This is a genomic window from Methylocystis sp. Uni0008, from assembly GCF_056838045.1.
The window spans coordinates 529,584-548,683 of the sequence record NZ_CM166370.1; the positions used below are offsets into that span (position 1 = coordinate 529,584).

At 63.8% G+C, this 19,100-nt stretch carries 13 protein-coding genes, 1 tRNA gene and 1 pseudogene; 10 read left to right on the forward strand and 5 right to left on the reverse strand.

All coding sequences use genetic code 11. The annotated features are described in order from the left end of the window. Positions 1-120: 120 nt before the first annotated feature. Entirely contained in the window at positions 121-1,593 is a 1,473-nt protein-coding gene (locus AC0X69_RS02670) for a M48 family metalloprotease (protein WP_482611029.1), read from the reverse strand. Beyond that, a complete protein-coding gene (locus AC0X69_RS02675; protein WP_482611030.1) occupies positions 1,571-2,410 on the reverse strand; it encodes a thermonuclease family protein in 840 nt (279 codons plus the stop codon). Before AC0X69_RS02675 ends, AC0X69_RS02670 begins: the two co-directional genes overlap by 23 nt. A 96-nt stretch (positions 2,411-2,506) precedes the next feature. Here AC0X69_RS02675 and ybgF point away from each other — a divergent pair, with 96 nt between their 5' ends. The 3 genes from ybgF (at position 2,507) to ftsH (ending at position 6,670) form a co-directional block, all read left to right on the forward strand. After that, complete coding sequence (gene ybgF, locus AC0X69_RS02680; RefSeq protein ID WP_482611032.1) at positions 2,507-3,508, forward strand: tol-pal system protein YbgF; 1,002 nt, start codon at positions 2,507-2,509, stop codon at positions 3,506-3,508. Between the two features lie 37 nt (positions 3,509-3,545). Continuing rightward, positions 3,546-4,571, forward strand: coding sequence for a tRNA lysidine(34) synthetase TilS (tilS, locus tag AC0X69_RS02685; RefSeq protein WP_482611034.1), 1,026 nt, complete (start codon positions 3,546-3,548; stop codon positions 4,569-4,571). 185 nt (positions 4,572-4,756) lie between these two features. After that, positions 4,757-6,670, forward strand: coding sequence for an ATP-dependent zinc metalloprotease FtsH (ftsH, locus tag AC0X69_RS02690; protein ID WP_482611036.1), 1,914 nt, complete (start codon positions 4,757-4,759; stop codon positions 6,668-6,670). A gap of 45 nt (positions 6,671-6,715) precedes the next feature. On the opposite strand, the gene arsC is transcribed toward ftsH, so the two are convergent. Next, positions 6,716-7,078, reverse strand: coding sequence for an arsenate reductase (glutaredoxin) (gene arsC, locus AC0X69_RS02695; protein ID WP_482611038.1), 363 nt, complete (start codon positions 7,076-7,078; stop codon positions 6,716-6,718). 166 nt (positions 7,079-7,244) lie between these two features. Here arsC and glmM point away from each other — a divergent pair, with 166 nt between their 5' ends. Then, the gene (gene glmM, locus AC0X69_RS02700) at positions 7,245-8,591 is read left to right on the forward strand and encodes a phosphoglucosamine mutase (protein WP_482611040.1); all 1,347 of its coding nucleotides are present in this window, start codon (positions 7,245-7,247) and stop codon (positions 8,589-8,591) included. A gap of 147 nt (positions 8,592-8,738) precedes the next feature. Next, positions 8,739-8,978: a hypothetical protein gene (locus AC0X69_RS02705; protein ID WP_482611042.1), complete on the forward strand. Its 240-nt coding sequence runs from the start codon at positions 8,739-8,741 to the stop codon at positions 8,976-8,978. A 162-nt stretch (positions 8,979-9,140) separates the two neighbouring features. Here the strand turns inward: AC0X69_RS02705 and AC0X69_RS02710 are convergent. Next, a pseudogene (locus tag AC0X69_RS02710) lies at positions 9,141-9,312 on the reverse strand (IS5/IS1182 family transposase); the annotation flags it as partial. Between the two features lie 55 nt (positions 9,313-9,367). Here AC0X69_RS02710 and AC0X69_RS02715 point away from each other — a divergent pair. Together AC0X69_RS02715 and xseA are read left to right on the forward strand one after the other, a co-directional pair. After that, positions 9,368-10,330, forward strand: coding sequence for a DMP19 family protein (locus AC0X69_RS02715; protein WP_482611044.1), 963 nt, complete (start codon positions 9,368-9,370; stop codon positions 10,328-10,330). A gap of 407 nt (positions 10,331-10,737) precedes the next feature. Next, entirely contained in the window at positions 10,738-12,279 is a 1,542-nt protein-coding gene (gene xseA / locus AC0X69_RS02720; RefSeq protein WP_482611046.1) for an exodeoxyribonuclease VII large subunit, read from the forward strand. A 1-nt stretch (position 12,280) separates the two neighbouring features. On the opposite strand, the gene AC0X69_RS02725 is transcribed toward xseA, so the two are convergent. Further along, complete coding sequence (locus tag AC0X69_RS02725; protein ID WP_482611048.1) at positions 12,281-12,730, reverse strand: hypothetical protein; 450 nt, start codon at positions 12,728-12,730, stop codon at positions 12,281-12,283. Positions 12,731-13,138: 408 nt separating this feature from the next. Between AC0X69_RS02725 and pal the strand changes: the two genes are divergently transcribed. The 3 genes from pal to eruA all read left to right on the forward strand — a co-directional run bounded on the left by pal (position 13,139) and on the right by eruA (position 19,018). Continuing rightward, complete coding sequence (gene pal, locus AC0X69_RS02730) at positions 13,139-13,654, forward strand: peptidoglycan-associated lipoprotein Pal (protein ID WP_482611050.1); 516 nt, start codon at positions 13,139-13,141, stop codon at positions 13,652-13,654. Between the two features lie 73 nt (positions 13,655-13,727). Beyond that, positions 13,728-13,803 (forward strand) — tRNA-Trp (locus tag AC0X69_RS02735). A 1,063-nt stretch (positions 13,804-14,866) separates the two neighbouring features. Next, positions 14,867-19,018 carry an NACHT domain-containing antiphage protein EruA gene (gene eruA / locus AC0X69_RS02740; RefSeq protein ID WP_482611052.1) on the forward strand — a complete coding sequence of 1,384 codons (4,152 nt, stop codon included), beginning with the start codon at positions 14,867-14,869 and terminating at the stop codon, positions 19,016-19,018. Positions 19,019-19,100 lie beyond the last annotated feature (82 nt).

The following is a 19,100-nucleotide window of genomic DNA, read 5'->3' on the forward strand; positions in this document are numbered from 1 at the left end:
GCCCTCCATACGCAGTCATCCCCCAAGAATGGACGGAGGATTCCGCGCGCCAAGATCCTGCCTTGAGGGGATAACCGTCGGGCGAGGCAGTTGTTCCCAAAGCGAGCAAAAACCAGAAATTCACTCCGTTACGATTTTGTAATGTTCGCCTGGAGTGAGCGCGTCGCCAGCCGAGAGGCCGTTGAGCAGCAGGAAATATTCCACCGGCCGGTTTGGGACCACCATTCGAGCAGCCATCGTGTCGACGGTGTCGCCCGGGCCGGCGACCGCGACGGCGATCTTCAAAGGACGGGCGTCAGTGGTTTCGTCCGGCGCGAGGCGACGGAAGGACCTGATCGATTCCATGAAGCGCGCGTCGGCCTCATCGCTCAACGTTCGCGCTGCAAAAATCAGGCGATAGAGAAACTCGCCCGATCGGATCACCGCCAGCCGGAAGTTCCACTCCCCTGCCCGAGCGACGGCGACGACGGCCGGGAGCCCATTGATCTCCGTCTTGCGCACTGAGGACGGGAGCAGCCCATCGACCCAGCCGGAACCCACATAGGCTTCGAGATTCTCGTCGGACGGCAGCCGTACGCTGTCGAGCCGCAAGGCTTCATTGTCGGGTTCGCGCACGCCGAATACCGCTTCGTTGGAATTTTCCAGGAGGAAGCCCTCCGGCGCGATAAAGGTGAAGCGCAGTCGCGGGTGGGTGAATTTCCGGTCGCGGACATAGCCTTCCATGGGATCATCGCCGAAAGCGACGCCTTTGACGGAATCGAGATAACCGGTGCGGTCGGTGACGCCTATCCCCGGCGCCCCGATTTGCCGCGCCGCAGCAACAGCCCTCGTGATGCGGTCCGGAGTGGAGGGGTGAGTCGACATGATGTCGAAGTCGAGCGACTTTTTCTTTCCGTAGAGCGCCGCGCGCAAATCCGTCGACCGACCCAGCGCGGTCAGGAAGCGCGAAGCGCCATAGGGATCGAAGCCGGCGCGGGCGATGACGCGGACGCCCGCCGCGTCGGCGTCGAGCTCCTGCTGACGGGAAAAGCTCGCCACGGAGAGCCGCTGGCTGGAGCGCACCTCGTCGCCTTTCTGGCGGTTCTGAATGACCGCCGCGGCTTGCGAGATCACCGCCGCCTCGCGCTCACGTTCGGCGCGCAGCGCGCTGTGGCGCAGGGAGACATGGGCGATTTCATGCGCCATAACCGCCGCCGCCTCGGATGCGTCGCCCGCGAGCGCCAGCAGTCCGCGCGTGACGTAGAGATTGCCGGAAGGCAGCGCAAAGGCGTTGACGACAGGCGTATTGAGGATCGTCACCTTATACGTCGGCTGGCCGGGCGTATCGCTGACGGTCGCCAGCTTCGCGAGAATGGCGTCGAGGTAATGCTCGGCGGCCGGAGCCTCATATTCGCCGCCGAACTGGGCGACGAGCTCCTTATGCTGGACCGTGCTGCGATTGTCCGTTCGCGGCCCCGCTGGCCGCGGGCGCGGCAATGGCGCCGTAAAGACCTGGCCCTGCCGTTCGAGCTCCGCGCAACCGCTGATCGCCAGACCGCAAATGGCCGCAATCAGGGGAAGCGCCGCCCGCCTAACGAGAGACGCCGCCGTCAACAAATTCGATCTCGTTCGGCGTAGCGATTTCGATGCGAGACCCGGTCTCAATAAGTCCTCGTACCCGGGCTCGCCGCCCGACGAGCGAGCGGGGCTCGATTTGCCCGAACATAGCCAAATTGCGTCGCGGAATCACGACCGTAAAGCTATCGCGCCATTTGTCGCCAAAATTAAGGTAGAAGGCGCGCCGCGACTCGCCGACCGACCGGATTTCGCCAACAACGATGATCATTCCCTTGCGCTTCTTCAGATCCTCCGCGGCCGAAGGCGAAGGGACATCGATGGGGCGAAACTCTGGCCGAGACCAGAGTCCGACGCCCGCGTCGCGCGCCGAAGCTTCGGCGGCCAGATAGGCTTTCGCGCAAGCCGCGGCCGTCGGATCCGGCCGGAACCGCGCTTCGCCTCTTGCGAGCAGCGCGGCGGCCACCGACGTCAATGGCGCCGCATCATCCTCGGCAGGGGTTGCGTAAGCTCTGGCCGGCGCCCTGCCCCAGCGATCCGGCGCCGAAGCGAAGGCTCCGAGAAATATGTCCTGCCCAGCGAGCCAGGACGAAAGCCGATGGCGAATGGCGGCGCGCAGCTCCGCCATTTCCGGCGGGGGAAAATCGAGCCCGGCAAGAGCGGCGTGACGACCGTCGTCGAGCAGGAGTTCGAAGTTCTCGTCGACGGCGGCGACGGTCGCCGGAACGGCGCCTTCCAGCGAGCATGCGCCGACTTCCGCCGCTGGCGGCGGCGACTGGGCCAGCGACGGCCAAGCCGCCGCCACAGACCCGGCGATGACCGCTCGTTGAAGCCAAAGGAGATTGAATGATCGCATCGCCTAACTTTAGCCGAATGGGCGCCTATGTTAGGGCGTCGTCAGCCCGCGTCGAATTGAGCGACGCCTTTTGCGCAAGTCTCGGCCTTCGCGACCATGTTCTCACGCTACGCTCTTATTTTCGCCCTTCCTTTGTTGACGGCGGGCGCCGCCCAGGCGTTCGACGTCTACGGCGAGCCGCGGCCCGAAGCCGACGTTCATCAGGCTCAGACGTACAATGTTCCGCCGTCGGACGTTTACGACGGGCATGACGCGGGACCCGGCGCCGACGCCTCTCAGTCGATGCGAATCGATCGGCTCGAGCGCGAACTGCGCCGATTGACCGGGCAAAACGAAGAGCTGCAGCACAAGGTGCAGCTTCTGGAAGAACAGCTGCGCGCCGTGAAGCCCGAGTCGCCTCACGCCGAAGTCGCGCCGCGAGGACCGACGACGCCGGCGCCCGTGGCGCAGACGGCGCCTCCGCCTGTCGCGAGCGCCAACGGCGGCGGCAAGCACGGCGACGCGTTCGATCCGGCCGCGCAGCCCGCCGCGCCCGGCGCGCCAAGGCCGCTCGGGACAACGCCCCCTTCGGCGCCGCTCGAAAGCGCCGCGCGGCCATCGGGTTCGGTGACCACTGCGCCGGTGCGCGAGGCGGGGCAGCCTATGGATATCGCTCACGGCCGCCTTGTCGGCGATGCCTCGGCGCCCGCCGAGATCGCCGCCGCGCCGCCGGTCATCGGCCCCAAGGAACAATATGACCAGGCGGTCGGCGCGCTGCGCGCCGGCAAATATGAAGAGGCGGAGAAGTCGCTCTCGACATTCCTGTCCAAGAACGGCAGGAGCAGGCTCGCACCCGCCGCAACGTTCAATCTCGGCGAGAGCTACTTTCTGCGTGGCCGCCATCGCGAGGCGGCGGAAAAATATCTCGAGATCTCGACGAAATACGGCGATTCGGCGCAGGCGCCGGAAGCGTTGTTGCGCCTCGGCCAATCGCTGAGCGCCATGGGTGCGAAGGAGCAGGCCTGCGCCTCCTATTCCGAGATCAACGTCAAATTCCCGAAAGCGGCGACGCGAATCCGCGAAGCGGCGCAACGCGAGAGCAAGAAGATTCAATGTTAGCCTTGCAGACGGCGATCGACGCCCGTCCGGCGTAGACATGCCGGGCAAGGTGGTGGAGAATCTCGCTGCAATCGACGACGTCATCGAACAACGTTGCGAACAGGCGCTGGAACTTCTCGCGCCCTACCCCTCCATGCTGCTCGCGGTATCGGGCGGACCCGACTCCGTCGCCTTGATGCGGCTTTGCGCGCGATGGTCTTTGCGCGCGGCGCGCGAGATCGCCGTCGCCACCGTCGATCATCGCCTGCGCAAGGAGGCGCGCGCGGAGGCTGAGGAGGTCGGCCGCTGGGCGCGCGCGCTCGGCTATGAGCATCATCTGCTGACGTGGGAGGGAGAGAAGCCTGCCTCGCGCCTGCAGGAGCGCGCGCGGCGCGCGCGTTACGCGTTGCTTGCGGAGTGCGCGCGGCGCATCGGCGCATCGGCCATCGTGCTTGCACACCATTCGGAAGACCAGGCCGAAACGATTCTGTTTCGTCTGATCCGCGGCTCCGGAGTCGCGGGTCTTGCAGGCATGGCGCGCGTCGCGCGCTGCGAAGACGTCGCGCTGCTGCGGCCGCTGCTCGACTATCGCAAGGAGGATCTTGAGGCGATCTGCGCGCGCGCCGGCCAATCGTTTTTTCGCGACCCTTCGAATGAAGACGAAAACTTCGCCCGCGTGCGGCTCCGCAAGCTGGCGCCTGTTCTCGCCGCGCAAGGTCTCGGACGAGAACCGCTTCTCAGGCTTGGGACGCGCGCGGCGCGCGCCGACGCGGCGCTCACGCAATGCGCCGCCGAGACGATGGAGCGCGCGCTGCGTCGGCACGAGCCGTCATGCATCGAATTCGACGCCGCGACGTTGAGCGAGGCGCCGCTTGAAATTCTTCAGCGCGTGCTCGCGAATGCGATCCTGCGTATCGCGCCTGCGTCCGCGCTGCGCCTTGAACGGCTGGAGCGCGCCAGCGCGCGGCTCGCCGCCGCACTGACCGCGCGAGGACCGGTCAGAGTGACGCTTGCAGACGTCTCGATCGAGGCGAATGGCGAACGCGTTCGCCTGCGCCCTGCGCCGCCTCGGCGATCAAGCTAGACAAGTAGAATTCCCTACGCTTAAGGCCGACTTACGCCAAAACGGCTCAGCTTTGCGAGCGCAAGGCCCGGATTCCGGGGCTTTTCCAAGCCTTGGCAACGCCCTCCGGCGCGCCTAAATTAGGTAGATGACCGGAGCGCTTCGGGGGATAAGCCCGACCGAGCGGCTCCTGACGGGCTTCCCAGATGAATCCACACTTCAGAAACCTCGCGCTCTGGGCAATCATAGGTTTGCTCGTGGTCGCGCTTGTCATGCTGTTTCAGCAACCCGGCCAGCGCACGCCAATTCGCGATATTTCATATAGCGAACTGCTGACGCAGATCGACCAGGGGCGCGTCCATGACGTGACGATCGCCGGCAATGAGATTGTCGGTCACTTCAACGACAATCGGCCGTTCACCACATACGCGCCGGACGACGCGAATCTCGTGCCGCGTCTGCAGGCGAAGAACGTCTCGATCAGCGCCAAGCCGAATAATGAAGGCGGCAGCTTCATGATGACGCTGCTGCTCAATGCGCTGCCGCTCGTCGCCTTTCTTGCTGTGTGGATTTTCCTCTCGCGGCAGATGCAGGGCGGCGCAGGCCGCGCGATGGGCTTCGGCAAATCGAAGGCGAAGCTGCTGACGGAGACGCAGGGGCGCGTCACTTTCGAGGACGTCGCCGGCGTCGACGAGGCGAAGGAGGATCTGCAGGAGATCGTCGAATTCCTGCGCGATCCGCAGAAGTTCCAGCGCCTTGGCGGACGTATCCCGCGCGGCGTGCTGCTCGTCGGACCGCCCGGCACCGGCAAGACGCTGCTGGCCCGCGCCATCGCCGGCGAGGCGGGCGTGCCGTTCTTCTCGATCTCGGGCTCCGACTTCGTCGAAATGTTCGTCGGCGTCGGCGCGAGCCGTGTCCGCGACATGTTCGAGCAGGCGAAGAAGAACGCGCCCTGCATCATCTTCGTCGACGAGATCGACGCCGTCGGACGTCACCGCGGCGCCGGCCTTGGCGGCGGCAACGACGAGCGCGAGCAGACCTTGAACCAGCTGCTTGTCGAGATGGACGGCTTCGAGGCGAATGAGGGCATCATCCTGATCGCCGCGACCAACCGTCCGGACGTGCTGGATCCGGCGCTGATGCGTCCGGGCCGCTTCGACCGGCAGATCCAGGTGCCGAACCCGGATTTCATCGGCCGCGAGAAGATCCTCAAGGTTCACGCCCGCAAGGTGCCGCTGGCGCCGGACGTGGATCTGAAGGTCGTCGCGCGCGGCACGCCTGGGTTCTCGGGCGCCGATCTGATGAATCTTGTCAACGAGGCGGCGCTGCTCGCGGCGCGGCGCTCGAAGCGGATCGTCACGAACCAGGAGTTCGAGGACGCGCGCGACAAGATCATGATGGGCGCGGAGCGCCGCACGCTGGTAATGACGGACGAGGAGAAGAAGCTCACCGCCTATCACGAAGGCGGCCATGCGCTCGTCTCGCTGAACATGCCGGGCTCGATCCCGATCCACAAGGCGACGATCATTCCGCGCGGCAGAGCGCTCGGCATGGTGCAGGGCCTCCCCGAGCGTGACCAGATTTCGCAGAGCTATGAACAGCTCATCGCGATGCTGGCGATGGCGATGGGCGGCCGTGTCGCCGAGGAGCTGATCTTCGGCACGGCGAAGACGACCTCCGGCGCCGCGTCCGATATTCAGCAGGCGACGCGCATCGCTCGTGCAATGGTCACGCAGCTCGGCTTCTCGGACAAGCTCGGCACGGTCGCTTACGCCGACCCGCAGCAAGAGCAGTTCCTGGGCTATTCGCTGGGACGCACGCAGACCTTCTCCGAACAGACTCAGGAGACGATCGACGGGGAAGTCCGACGGCTGGTGCAGGAAGCCTATGAGAAGGCGAAGCAGATCCTCAACGACAAGCGCACTGATCTTGAAATGCTCGCCAATGCGCTGCTCGAATTCGAGACGCTGAGCGGCGAGGAAATCAAGGGTCTGCTCGTCGGCAAGCGGCCGGTGCGCGACGAGTCGGTCTCGACTCCGCCGCCGCGCGGCACGGCGGTGCCGACGACCGGGCAGAAGCCCGAGCCCGACGTCGGCGGCATGGAGCCGCATCCGATCTAAAACAAAAGCCCAGCGGTCACCGCTGGGTTTTTTCTTTGTCGGCGATTACGCCTTCGATTGCGCGATCAATTCGTCCACCGTCTCGGCCGGACGACAAAGCGCCGCCTTGTCGCCCATCGAAACGATCGGACGCTCGATCAGAATCGGATTGTTTTCGATCGCTGCGAAAATCGCGTCATCCGAAAGGTCCGGATTGTCGAGACCCAATTCCTCATAGGGCGTCCCCCGCTTGCGCAAGATATCGCGCACGCTCTTGCCCATGCGTTGAAGAAGATCCTTCAAAGTCGCGCGATCGGGCGGGTTCTTGAGATATTCGATCACCTGCGGCTCATAGCCGGCGTCCCGCAGCGCGGCCAAGACGTTACGCGATGTGCCGCAAGCTGGATTGTGGTAGATTTTGACTTCCATGTGGACATCCGTTTCAATCGATATGCGAGTGTTCAATAGCCGTTCGCTTGGCCGGCGGGAACACGCGTCGGCGTTGTGGCATGACGCCCATAAATACGCCCAGTTGGCGTGATAGGCGTGCAGATTGGCGCCGAGGCGTTTAAGCGCTGCTCGCTGAGGAAATCAAATGACCCGCACCTATTTCGGCACCGACGGGATTCGTGGGCTGGCCAATGAGAAGATCACGCCCGAGCTCGCGCTCAGAGTCGGGCAAGCGGCGGGTCTCACCTTTCACCGCGGCGAAGGCCGCCATCGCGTCGTCATCGGCAAGGACACGCGACTTTCGGGCTATATGATCGAATATGCGCTTGTCGCCGGCTTCACGTCGGTCGGCATGGAGACGCTGCTGCTGGGACCGATGCCGACCCCTGCGGTCGCCATGCTGACGCGATCGATGCGCGCCGACGTCGGGGTCATGATTTCCGCCTCGCACAACGCTTTCGAGGACAACGGCATCAAGCTGTTCGGACCTGATGGCTACAAGCTTTCCGACGAGATCGAACATGAGATCGAGCGCCTGATCGACGGCGACATGACGCGCAAGCTCGCAGGGCCGAGAGATCTCGGACGTGCGCGCCGCATTGAGGACGTGCGCGCGCGCTACATCGAGTTCACAAAGCGCACGCTGCCGCGCAACATGAGCTTCGACGGTTTGCGCCTCGTCCTCGATTGCGCCAACGGCGCCGCCTACAAAGTTGCGCCCGAGGCGCTGTGGGAGCTTGGCGCCGAAGTGATCGCCATCGGCGTCGAACCCGACGGCTTCAACATCAATCACCGCGTCGGCTCCACATCTCCGCAGGCGCTGCGCGACAAGGTTCGCGAATTGCGGGCCGATGTCGGCGTTGCGCTCGACGGCGACGCTGACCGCGTCATCATGGTCGACGAACACGGGCAGCTGATCGATGGCGACCAGCTGATGGCGGTCGTCGCCGAAAGCTGGCGCGACCAGGGCTTGCTATCCAAACCCGGCATTGTTGCTACGATCATGTCCAATCTCGGACTGGAGCGTCATCTGAATTCGCTCGGGCTCACTCTGGAGCGCACGGCCGTCGGCGACCGCTATGTGATCGAACGCATGCGGGAGGCCGGCTACAACATCGGCGGCGAGCAGTCGGGCCATGTCATACTTTCCGACTACTGCACGACGGGCGACGGGCTGGTGACGGCAATGCAGGTGCTCGCGGAGGTGAAGCGTCAGAACCGTCCGGTGAGCGAAGTCTGCCATCGCTTCGAGCCGCTCCCGCAGGTGTTGCAGAATGTGCGCGCGCCGGGCCGCGAACTCGAGCGGGCCGCGGTCGCGAAGGCTATCGACAATGCGCGTGCGCAGCTCGGCGGCTCGGGCCGGCTCATCGTTCGCGCCTCCGGCACAGAGCCCGTCATCCGGGTCATGGGCGAAGGCGACGACCGCGAACTGGTCGAATCTCTCGTCGCCGAGATCTGCAGCGTGCTGAAGGAGTCGGCCGAAGCCGCGTGAGCCGGTTCCCGGGGGTGGAAGAAGCTCGATCGACGATTTGGTTAATCAACAGGGTTAACGCTTCCTTAAGTCTTATCGCCCACCCTTGCCTCTTCGGCGCGCCGCGTCATCGACTGCTATCGCGCGCCTGAAGATGGGGAGCACATCATGCGCCGCTCCACTGCCCTTTTATTGTGGTCCGCTGTGATTGCAGTCGCTGCAAGCGCACGCGCCGAAACGCTGCCGCCGCCACCGCCTCTGGACGTCAGCGGCTGGTATCTTCGCGGCAATGTCGACGCCGCGCAGCAGGCGGCTGAAGGACAGACGCGCCTCCAGTCGAACCTTCTCTCCGACCTGACGAACGATCCTGCCGCACCGGCGCGCTATTCGATGAGGGACATGCGTTAAATTCGACGTCGCGCGCTTCGAACTCGCTTCGCCATTGCGCGGCTTCGCTAGAACTGCTGCCCCGCGTCCCATAGAGGACGTTGGATGCGCCCGCCGATCCGGTCCATCAAAGCGAAGACGCGCTTTTCGGCGTGGCGGCGTTGAATCGCCAGGGCGTGCAGCTCACGCCGCCATTTTGAACTCTCTCAGTCGCAATCGTGCGAGCCGTTGCAAGTTTTGCGCGGTCGCGCGAGCAGGAACTCGCCCAATGCGCCACACGGACCCGTAGCCGTATTCGCCCAAGTCGCAGTATGCGCTTTAGATGGGCGACCAACATCTCTACTTTACGTCGCTGACAAGCCGCTACGACCTCGAATATGAGATAGAATAGCCTCCCGGGAGGCGCATCTATGTGGCGACGGCTTCGTGATCTCACGATCTATTTCATCATCCTCGTATCGATGAGCGCGGTCGGCGCCAAGGCGCGTCCGCGCATCAGGGACGGCGCCGCAGATTTGACGCGGCCGATCGCCGCGACTGCGCGCAAAGCAATCTCGATCACCGATAAAAACGCAATCGTCATCGACGAGCACGCGGTCGACTCCACCGATCCCGACTATGACATCGTCCAGGCCAATATCGATTTCCTCAATGATCTGCTGGCGCAACATATTCGCTTCGACGAAATGTCGCAGGAGGCGCTGCGCAGCTATGAGGTCGATTATTATCTGGCGCAGATGGAGAATGGCGGCTTCCCGCAATTCGTCCTCAATTCGCGCTGGCAGGTCGATACAGTGCGGCTGATCCGCGAAGGTCTGGCGGCGATCGGAGCGAAAAAGCATCTGGCGCTGTTCGAGGAGGGAAGCCGTCTCGTCGAATCGCTGGGAGAGGCGCGACTGAAGAAATTTTTTGCGACGACCATCCAAGATTACGGCAAGAGCACGGAACGCGCTGCGCTGGAAGGAATCGACGACCGATTTTTTGCTTTGGACAAGACGGAAGACATCCGGGGCCTCAATCGCGTCTGGCTCCGCGCGCACCCCCTGCTCGCGCCCGCGAGCGCGAAGCGCATTGCTGCGGAAGTCCGGCGGCGCGGCGAGCAGCTTCGCGACCGCGCGGCGCGCATCGCCGCCGCCGAGGCTGCCGCGCCCCGTTACATGAAGCTCATTCGCGCCCTCGTCGCCAAGGCGGGACAGCGACTCGACCGCGTGACCGCTGGCGATCCGACGCGCGACTACGCCGGCGCGCCGACGACAGCCTGGTATTTTCTCACCGATCAGGGCCTGTTCCACATGGTCGACGTCGGCGGCAAAGCCATCATGTTCCGCGGTCGCTCGACGACCGATCGCGTTTGTGAGATCGACGCGCCGTGAGCGAGCAAATTGCTTTGGTCCCGAACCGGAGCGCATGACGACGCTAATCGCCGCCTCGACTGGGACGCGATTGATCCATTCGAAGCCGGCGATGGTCCGGCCATTCGGGGCGATGACGGGAACGCAGGCGGGGGCGCTCGGCTTTTTATGATTTCGCCTCCACGATCATGTGCCCGAAGGACACGTCAATTGCGCGGGATCGATTGGCGGCGCTGGCCTCCCGCCGGTCGATCCAGAGCGTCAACGCCAACGGTTTCCGCGACTCGCCTCCGGGGAACCGGCTGCTAAGGTCAGCTCCGCTTCTGCCCCAACCGTCGCGCCCTGCAGCGCGGCCTGATATGTTTTCATCCTGCCCGCGCGCCTTCTTCCCTCGCGCCGCCGGCAGGATTGGGCCATATCTCTGCGTCATGTCCGACCTGCCCGAGACCGAGGGAGCGACTTCCCAGACCAATACGCCGGAGATCAGCGTCTCCGAACTCGCGAGTGCGCTCAAGCGCACGATCGAAGACCGGTTCGGCCGCGTGCGGGTGCGCGGCGAAATCTCGAATTATCGTGGGCCGCATGCCTCCGGCCACGCCTATTTCTGTCTCAAGGATCAGAACGCCCGCCTTGATGCGGTGATCTGGCGATCGACGATGCTGCGCCTGCGCACGCGGCCGCAGGAAGGGCTCGAAGTCATCGCCACCGGCCGCGTCACGACCTTCCCTGGAAAATCCTCCTATCAGATCGTCATCGAATCGCTGGAGCCGGCCGGCCTCGGCGCGCTGATGGCGCTGCTCGACGCCCGCCGCAAGGCGCTCGCGGCCGAAGGCCTGTTCGATGAAGCGCGCAAGCGGCCGCTGCCCTTCCTGCCGCGCGTCATCGGCGTCGTGACCTCGCCGACGGGGGCCGTGATCCGCGACATCCTGCATCGTCTGAGCGAACGGTTCCCGCGGCGCGTGCTGCTTTGGCCGGTGCGGGTGCAGGGAGAGAGCTGCGCAGAGGAAGTCGCCGCCAGCATTCGGGGCTTCAATGCACTGTCCGTCGGCGGCCTCATCCCACGGCCCGACGTGCTGATCGTCGCCCGCGGCGGCGGCTCGCTCGAAGATCTATGGGGTTTCAACGAGGAGATCGTGGTTCGCGCGGCGGCGGAGAGCGCCATTCCGCTGATTTCGGCGATCGGCCATGAGACCGACACGACGCTCATCGACCATGTCGCCGACCTGCGGGCGCCGACGCCGACAGGCGCCGCCGAGAAGGCCGTTCCCGTGCGCGTCGAGCTTTTCGAACATCTCGCGATTCGCGCGAGCCGGCTCGAAGGCGCCCGCCGCCGGGGCATGGATCTGCGTCGCGCCCAGCTCTCGACATATGCGCGTCTGCTTCCCGCCGGCGACGCCCTGCTCGCCAATCCGCGCCAGCGCGTCGACCGGGCCGCCGAGCGACTGCGCGCCGGCCTGCGCGCCGCGCGGGATGGCCGGCGGCTGCGGCTGTCGCGCGCGGCGACGCTGCTCGCCCGCCACTCGCCGCAGGCCGAGCTGGCGCGCGCCAAAGAGAAGCTGCACGGGCTTCGCGCAAGGCTGCGGCAGGGATATTTCGCCCGCGCCGTTCTGGCGCGTCAGGAGAACGCCGCCGCCAGGCAACGTCTGGCTGGCGCCGCGCAGCGGCTGGAGCGCGCCGTCGCGGGCCTGATCGGCAAAAGCCAGGATCGGCTCGACAGGCTCGCCCGGCTGCAGGAGTCGCTCAGCCATCGTTCAGTGCTGGCGCGCGGTTTTGCGCTGGTGCGCGAAGAGAGCGGCGCGCTGGTGCGCAGCGTCGCCCAGGCTCCGCCCGGGACGGGCCTCGATATCGAAATCGCCGACGGGAGAATCGCCGCGCGGGCGGGCGCCTCCACGCCGGAGCCGCCCGCGCCGCCGCGCCCGCGCCGCAGCTTGAGAAAGCTCTACAGCGACGATCAGGGGTCGCTGTTCTGACCTATTCGAACCGCATCTGCCAGGCGACGATGCTGCGCTGCATGGGCGCCCTCGGCAGATAGCAGAAGGCATTGGTGGAGATCGGCGCCTCGACGCAGTGATAGTGTTCCCGGCTCCAGTCGTAGCCGAGCGTGTCCATGCAGGCGACGATCTTGTCGTGAATGAGCTTCGGGTTGGACCGCCGCTCTGAGGGGAAATCCCGCTCGGCCTGGAATTCGCAGTCGGTGACGTCGAGCTTCTGGCCTTCGAAATAGCGGCCGCTGGCGCCGCTCGTGACGAACATCGCCTCGGTGGCGAGGATAAAGAGCAGGCCGACCGCCAGCGCCGCCTTGCCCTGCCACTTCGCCTTGAAGAAGTGCAGATCGATGAGCGACAACAATCCGATCGCCAGAAGGCCGCCGCCCAGAAGCAGCGTCAACGGCGACAAGAAGGGCGCGATGCCTTCGTTCATATCACCTCCCGACCGCACCGCCCGCCGCGCCGCGCGGTTATTGATCAATATTAAAGCATATTAAGAGCGCTGCTCTTGTCAAAGCAACTGCGCGCCCTTCGCTTCTCGCCGCGGCGGGAGGCGTTTTCGCCGGTCGCGACGCGCGCGGCGGCCGGCCTGGCGCAAGACGCCGGCTTGCGAGGTTCACCCGGCGTTCAGACAGGCGGGCGCGCCGCCCCCAAACCGTCAAAATTCCTGCCGCAACAGGGCGTTAAGCTTCTGTTAACCAATTAACCCGCTATTAACGAAGGGCCGAGTTTGCTCAAAAGCTACAGGTCGAAGTTACCTGCGATCAAGGTTGATGGAACCTTCGCTTAACCCTGGAAGACTAGGACTATCGCCCGACGGTGGTCGTAACAGGAGTTCCTCATGCTGCTTTCGCAACGCGCCTGCGGCGCCAAATTCGTCGTCGCGCTGACGGCGGTCCTGGTGCTCTCGGCCTGCGCCAAGAACACCGCGGATGAAGCCGCGAATGATCTGGCGGGCGGGCGCTACGGGCGGGGCGGCGTCGCGAGCCCGGGCAGCCAGCAGGACTTCGTGGTCAATGTCGGCGACCGCATCTTCTTTGAGACCGACTCCACCGATTTGACGTCAACGGCGCAGGCCACGCTCGACAAGCAGGCGGAATGGCTGAACCGCTATTCGCGCTACAGCTTCACCATGGAGGGGCACGCCGACGAACGCGGCACGCGCGAGTATAATTTCGCGCTGGGCGCGCGACGCGCCGAAGTGGCCAAGAACTATCTCATGTCGCGTGGGGTCTCGGGCGCGCGCATCCGCACCGTGAGCTATGGCAAGGAGCGCCCCGTCGCGGTTTGCGACGACATCTCCTGCTGGTCGCAGAACCGTCGCGCCGTCACCGTGCTTTCCGGCGGCAATTCCTGAACCACGGCGCTCCGCGCCACTTGCGTCCGCGGCTTCGTTGCGGCATTGAAGGCGCGCGCCTTTGGGCGCATGCAGGAGTGTAGCTCAACTGGTAGAGCACCGGTCTCCAAAACCGGGGGTTGGGGGTTCGAGCCCCTCCACTCCTGCCATTAAATCAAAGACTTAGTGAAAATGATCTTCCCAGTAAATAGCGATTGGGAAGCTCATGGGAAGATCGAAAGAAGGCGCTCGCCCAACGATGCGCCCGGCAGATATCCTTCTCGCCATGCAGCGCCCTGCCCCGCCGACCATCGCCGATCTTCGCGCTGAGGGCGTCGCCCGGCGCTTGGGTCTGGTGCACGGGGCTCGGATGCGCGAATCATGGCAGGATCGCCTTCGACGTCATGCGCGCGCCGCCCGAGACGCCTTTCATTGCATTGGCGCGGTCGCGCCGATTCGTCTGTTCCAAGTGCGGCTCGCGGGACGTGCATCTGATGCCGACTGGCCGCCGTATCAGGCACAGCGGGAAGTTAACTTGATGTGCTGCATTCGCTGTGGCGGAGCAGTAGACGTGACGCCGCGACGATCTATCTTTTCAGCGTAAACTTGAAATTGTGGGAGGAAAAAATGAGCAGGGGTTTGAAGACCGCTTTGTTCGGGGCTTGCGGAGCGTTTTTCTTTGCTGCGACTACGTCAGTTTCGGCAGGGCCAATGCGTTCCTCGCTCCCGCCGGAAGATTTTGGGTCGACGTCTTTCGTCGAGAAGGCCGGCAGAATTAGGCCAGGTGCAGCAATCCACCCACCTGAGGGCAAGCGGTGCCTGAAGTGGACCCGGCGCTTTAGCTCGACCCACGGCATGGGCCAGCTCCGCTGCGTGCACTGGAAATAGCGATAGTCGACTCGGGGACGATCATGCCGGTCGCGCCAGCGACTGGATGCCGCGCTTTCGCTCGAATGCCGGTGATCCTCGATTGGCGACGCGGGCGCTTGGGTGGCTGGGGAAAAATCCCGGCGCACTACTACGCCCGCCGCCCGAGGACGCCTTGCAGGAAGGATCGTCTCGCCGCGCGTGAACCGCTCCGCCGTCGGCGATGATGATCAGGCGCTGATCGAGCCTGAACGACTTGGCGCGTCGGAATCTGCTTAGCGCCAGGAAATTGCGTTTGGATAGTGCCTGACACGGACGTTCGGCTCCGCGCCCAATACGCGCTTGTGTGCTTGACTCTCGAACATCTTGAAAGCTTACATCGCTCCATACTTCGCCAAAATTCAACATCGGATCGGAGATCAGCATATATCGCAGATGGCAACGGGCTTTTCTCCGGTAACAGCTGGAACGCGGAATCACGAAGTAAACCAAAGGCCTGCAGCGGTTTATTTCTACCGCCGGCTGAAGTTTTCTGATAACTCGACCCTCGATAACACAGTTGATGAGGCCGAGCTTCTCACGCTTGCCGGCAACAAGGTTATTCTCGGCGAGCCCGGCATAGGCAAGAGCGAGTTGATGCGAGAACTCGGTCGGCGGCTCGGCGTCGAACCAGTCACCGCGCTCCGGTTCATCAACGCCAAAATTCCTACAGACCTGGTTGCGACGGGCAAGCCGGTGCTGATCGATAGCCTCGACGAGGCGATGTCGCGGCGCCAAGGCGACGCGGTCGATGCAATCCTCGCCCAGCTCGAAGCAGCGAATTTGCCGCTGTTCATCCTCTCGTGCCGCTCGCGCGAGTGGCAGGCGCGCAGCGCGACGAACCTGCGCCAGCTCTATGGTGACGAACCCAAAATCGTGGAACTCGAACCTTTTGATCGGATTGAGGCGCACGCCTATCTCGTTGCGCAGCATGCGAGCTTGAATGCGGACCATGTGCTCGACCACCTCGCAGCGCATAGCTTGGAGGAGCTTTATCGCAATCCACTTACGCTGGGTCTTATGGGACGAGTCGCCGAGACCGATGCGCAATTGCCGGAGACGCGTGCGGCCTTGTTCGAACGCGTCTGTAAATTGGTCTGGCCTGAGCACGATCCCGATCGGCAGGACCAGGGGCTCGCGCAACTCAGCGAGGATGAAGCGCTCGATGCCGCAGGGGCGATTGCCGCTGCGCTGTTGTTCGCAGGCGCTGAAGCCGCCAGCGCTGCAGGTGCAGCGCAGGTCCAGCAAGGTGATCTACGGCTTGCCGACTTGGGGAACCTGCCTGCGGCAAGGGCAGTGCGGGCGATATTTTCCTCCAAGCTGTTCCACAGCGTTGGTCGATCGCGCGCCAAACTGATTCACCGGGTCATCGCCGAATATCTCGGCGCGCGCTGGCTCGCACGACAGGCCGCTATCCCGCGGGCGCAGCGGCGCGTTCTCGCGCAATTGCACGGGAGCGGCGGCGTGCCGGCGAGCCTGCGTGGCCTACATGCCTGGCTCACCTATCACAGCCCGGCGATGGCCGAACAGGTCATTGCCGCAGACCCCTATGGCGTGCTGCGCTACGGCGAAACCGCCGCACTGACGCCGCGTTTAGCGGATTGCTTGTTCGAGGCGCTCAGCACGCTCGCTGAGGACGATCCGTATTTCCGGGCCGCGGATTGGGACAGCAAGACCGCCGCAGGCCTAATGATTCCGGTGCTTAAACCCAAAATCGAGGCAATTATTGCCTCAGCGGTGAGCAGTGCGCATCTTCGTTCACTGCTGATCGAAGGGTTGGAAGGCACTTCGCTTGCCGCCGAGCTAGCCGATACGCTTGAGGGGATCGTGCTGTCGGGGGAGCGCTTCTATCGGGAGCGCCGCGACGCGGCCGTCTGCTTGTTGCCGCATCGCGATCACGCCTGGTGCCAAGCGACAATCGCGGCCCTGACCGAACAGGGTGGAGACGATGCGCCGCGCCTCGCGCGCCAGCTGATCCAGGATATCGATGCCGACGTGTCGGACGCGCTGCTAGTCGCGACCTTATTCGCTGAGATGGGGGTGACCAGTTGCTCGCTGCCTCGCACCAAGAGGCGACGGGTCCTTACCATGCAGCCTTACGTCCGACTGGTTAACGCGGTCCCGCCAGCGCGCTTGCCCGGTGTGCTCGACCTGATCATTGACTATTTCGAACTGCTGGCCCGCGTGGATTGGAAAACTGTGCACGATGTCGCCGATATCGTCGCCCGTCTACTTATTCGCGCACTTGACGAAGCTGTGGTCGGTCCGGCTCGGGCACCGGCTGTGTGGCGATGGCTCAAGATCATAGAGCAGGCGCACCATTACCGTGGCGATATCATCCAGCAGCTCGCTGAACGGCTAGCGACACGTGACGCGTTGCGCCGCGCGATCCAGACGCATGTGCTCGTGAACGAGCGCCGTGACAGTCTATTGGCCACTGCGCATTATCTAGAACGCCGACTGGTCTCACTATCCAACCGGCCCGGCGATCTTTCCTACGCATTCGATCGCCTCGCCCAAGGCGACTCCAAAGACCCAACGCTTCGCCAGGACTGGAAAGATTTGGTGCGCATCGGTTGGGGATCCAACGGTCTCGATCCTGATGTGAGCGCAGCGGCAGAAGCTTTCCGGCGCCCCGACAAGCAACTCGCCCATTTCTTGCACAAGCTCGCAAATCCCAAAAAGCCAGCCTGGGAGGTGAGAAGGGAAAAGCAAGCGGCCAAGCGGGCGCGCAAACGAAAGGTCGCCTTCGAGATGGCGCGTCGCAAATTCCGACATGCCCGCGATGATCTGCGCGCCGGAAAGCTTGAGGCGATCCTGCCATGTGCAAAAGCCTATTTTGGGTTGTTCGACGATCTCCCGCAAGAGCTGCCACCGGGCGAGCGATTGGCGGAGTGGCTCGGGCCGCCACTGCGGGATGATGCGCTAATCGGGTTCGAGGCGGTCCTGTACAGGACCGATCTGCCGACCGCCGCCGAAATCGCCGATGGGTTCGCCCGAGATATGGTTTATAATTTTAGCTACCCGATTATGGCCGGACTTCATGAGCGCGTGCGAAGCGGCAAAGGCGTGTCCGACTTGTCTGAGCCAATCAAGCTGACCGCGCTGTTGCTAAGTAATGTCGCTCATGGCTGGGAGATCAAGGACGAGAGGCACGCGGTGCGCAGGGCGCTGGAAGCAGAAGTTGTCCCGACTCCCGAGACCCGGCAAGCGTTCGCGTGTCTCTGGATTGAGCCCGCGCTCGCGGCCGGCAAACAGTATGTTGAAGGTCTCTATAAGCTCGCGCATGACCCGGAATGGCAGGCGACGGGCGCTGCGCTCGGCGCCCGGTGGCTGACCGAGTTCCCGAACGTGCCCGATCCGGTCGAGGCGAGCCTCGTAGATTGCCTGACCCATGGCGGTGCACTAGACGCGCTTCGCAACGTGGCCGAAGCACGCGTCGCAGCAGTGTTCCGCAATTTTGACCATATGCTCTCGTGGCTGGCGATCGACGTATTGGTGCGGTTCGAGCAGGTGCTGCCCGATCTCGAAGGGATTGGGGCGCGCCATCCCGAATTCATCTGGTCACTACGCGACCGGCTTCAGTTCGAACGGCGCCGCGGGATGTTGCCGTTGACGGTCGCACAAGCCGAATGGATCATTGCCGAGTTTCGCGAGCGATGGGCCTATGCTGTGTTCGAAGACGGATCTGGTGACACGAACGATTCTGACGCGACTGACTTCCTGCGGTCGCTGATCACCCGGATCGCCAACGATACAAGCGTAGAGGCGGGCGAGGCACTGCAGCGCCTGATCGCCGGACCAAATGACAGCTACGCCGCACTGATCAGGCACATGGCAGCCGAGCAGCGGCAGAAGCGCGCTGAGCAGGATTTTTCGGCGCTGGCGCCGAACGATCTCGCGGCACTCCTCGATGACAGACCGCCAGGAAATATCGAGGACTTGAAGGCGCTAGTGCTTGAAGAGCTGGATGTCGCGCAGCGCAAATTGATGGGGGATGACCTCGACTCGGTTGGTGAATTCTGGACCGATGACGGTATTCCGCGCGACGAGAATCGTTGCCGCGACCGCTTAGCAGCGATGATCGGGCCCGAACTCGCTCGTTACGATATACAGCGGATCACCGAGGTGGACATGCCCCAGACCAAGCGTGCTGATCTCGCCTTCGCGCGCGGGGCGATGCAATTACCGGTCGAGATCAAGGGCCAATGGCACACGGATGTCTGGGACGCAGCAACTGGACAGCTCGATATCCAATATCTGATCGACTGGCGCTCAGAACAGCGGGGAATTTATTGTGTATTATGGTTCGGAGATATCCCGTCGGCGACCAATCGACGGTTGAAGGCTCATCCCGACGGGCTTCCCGCGCCTTCGAGTGCGGATGACATGCGCTCGATGCTTATCGCCCGGATTCCCGCACCGCGCCGTGCGTTGATCAACGTGGTGGTATTGGATTTTACCGCTGGAAAATTCTGACGAGCACGGTCCATTGAAAACACACGGTCGACTGCTTTGTGCGACGGCGGCTTAGCTATTTCTTGGCAGGTGTCGGTCCCGC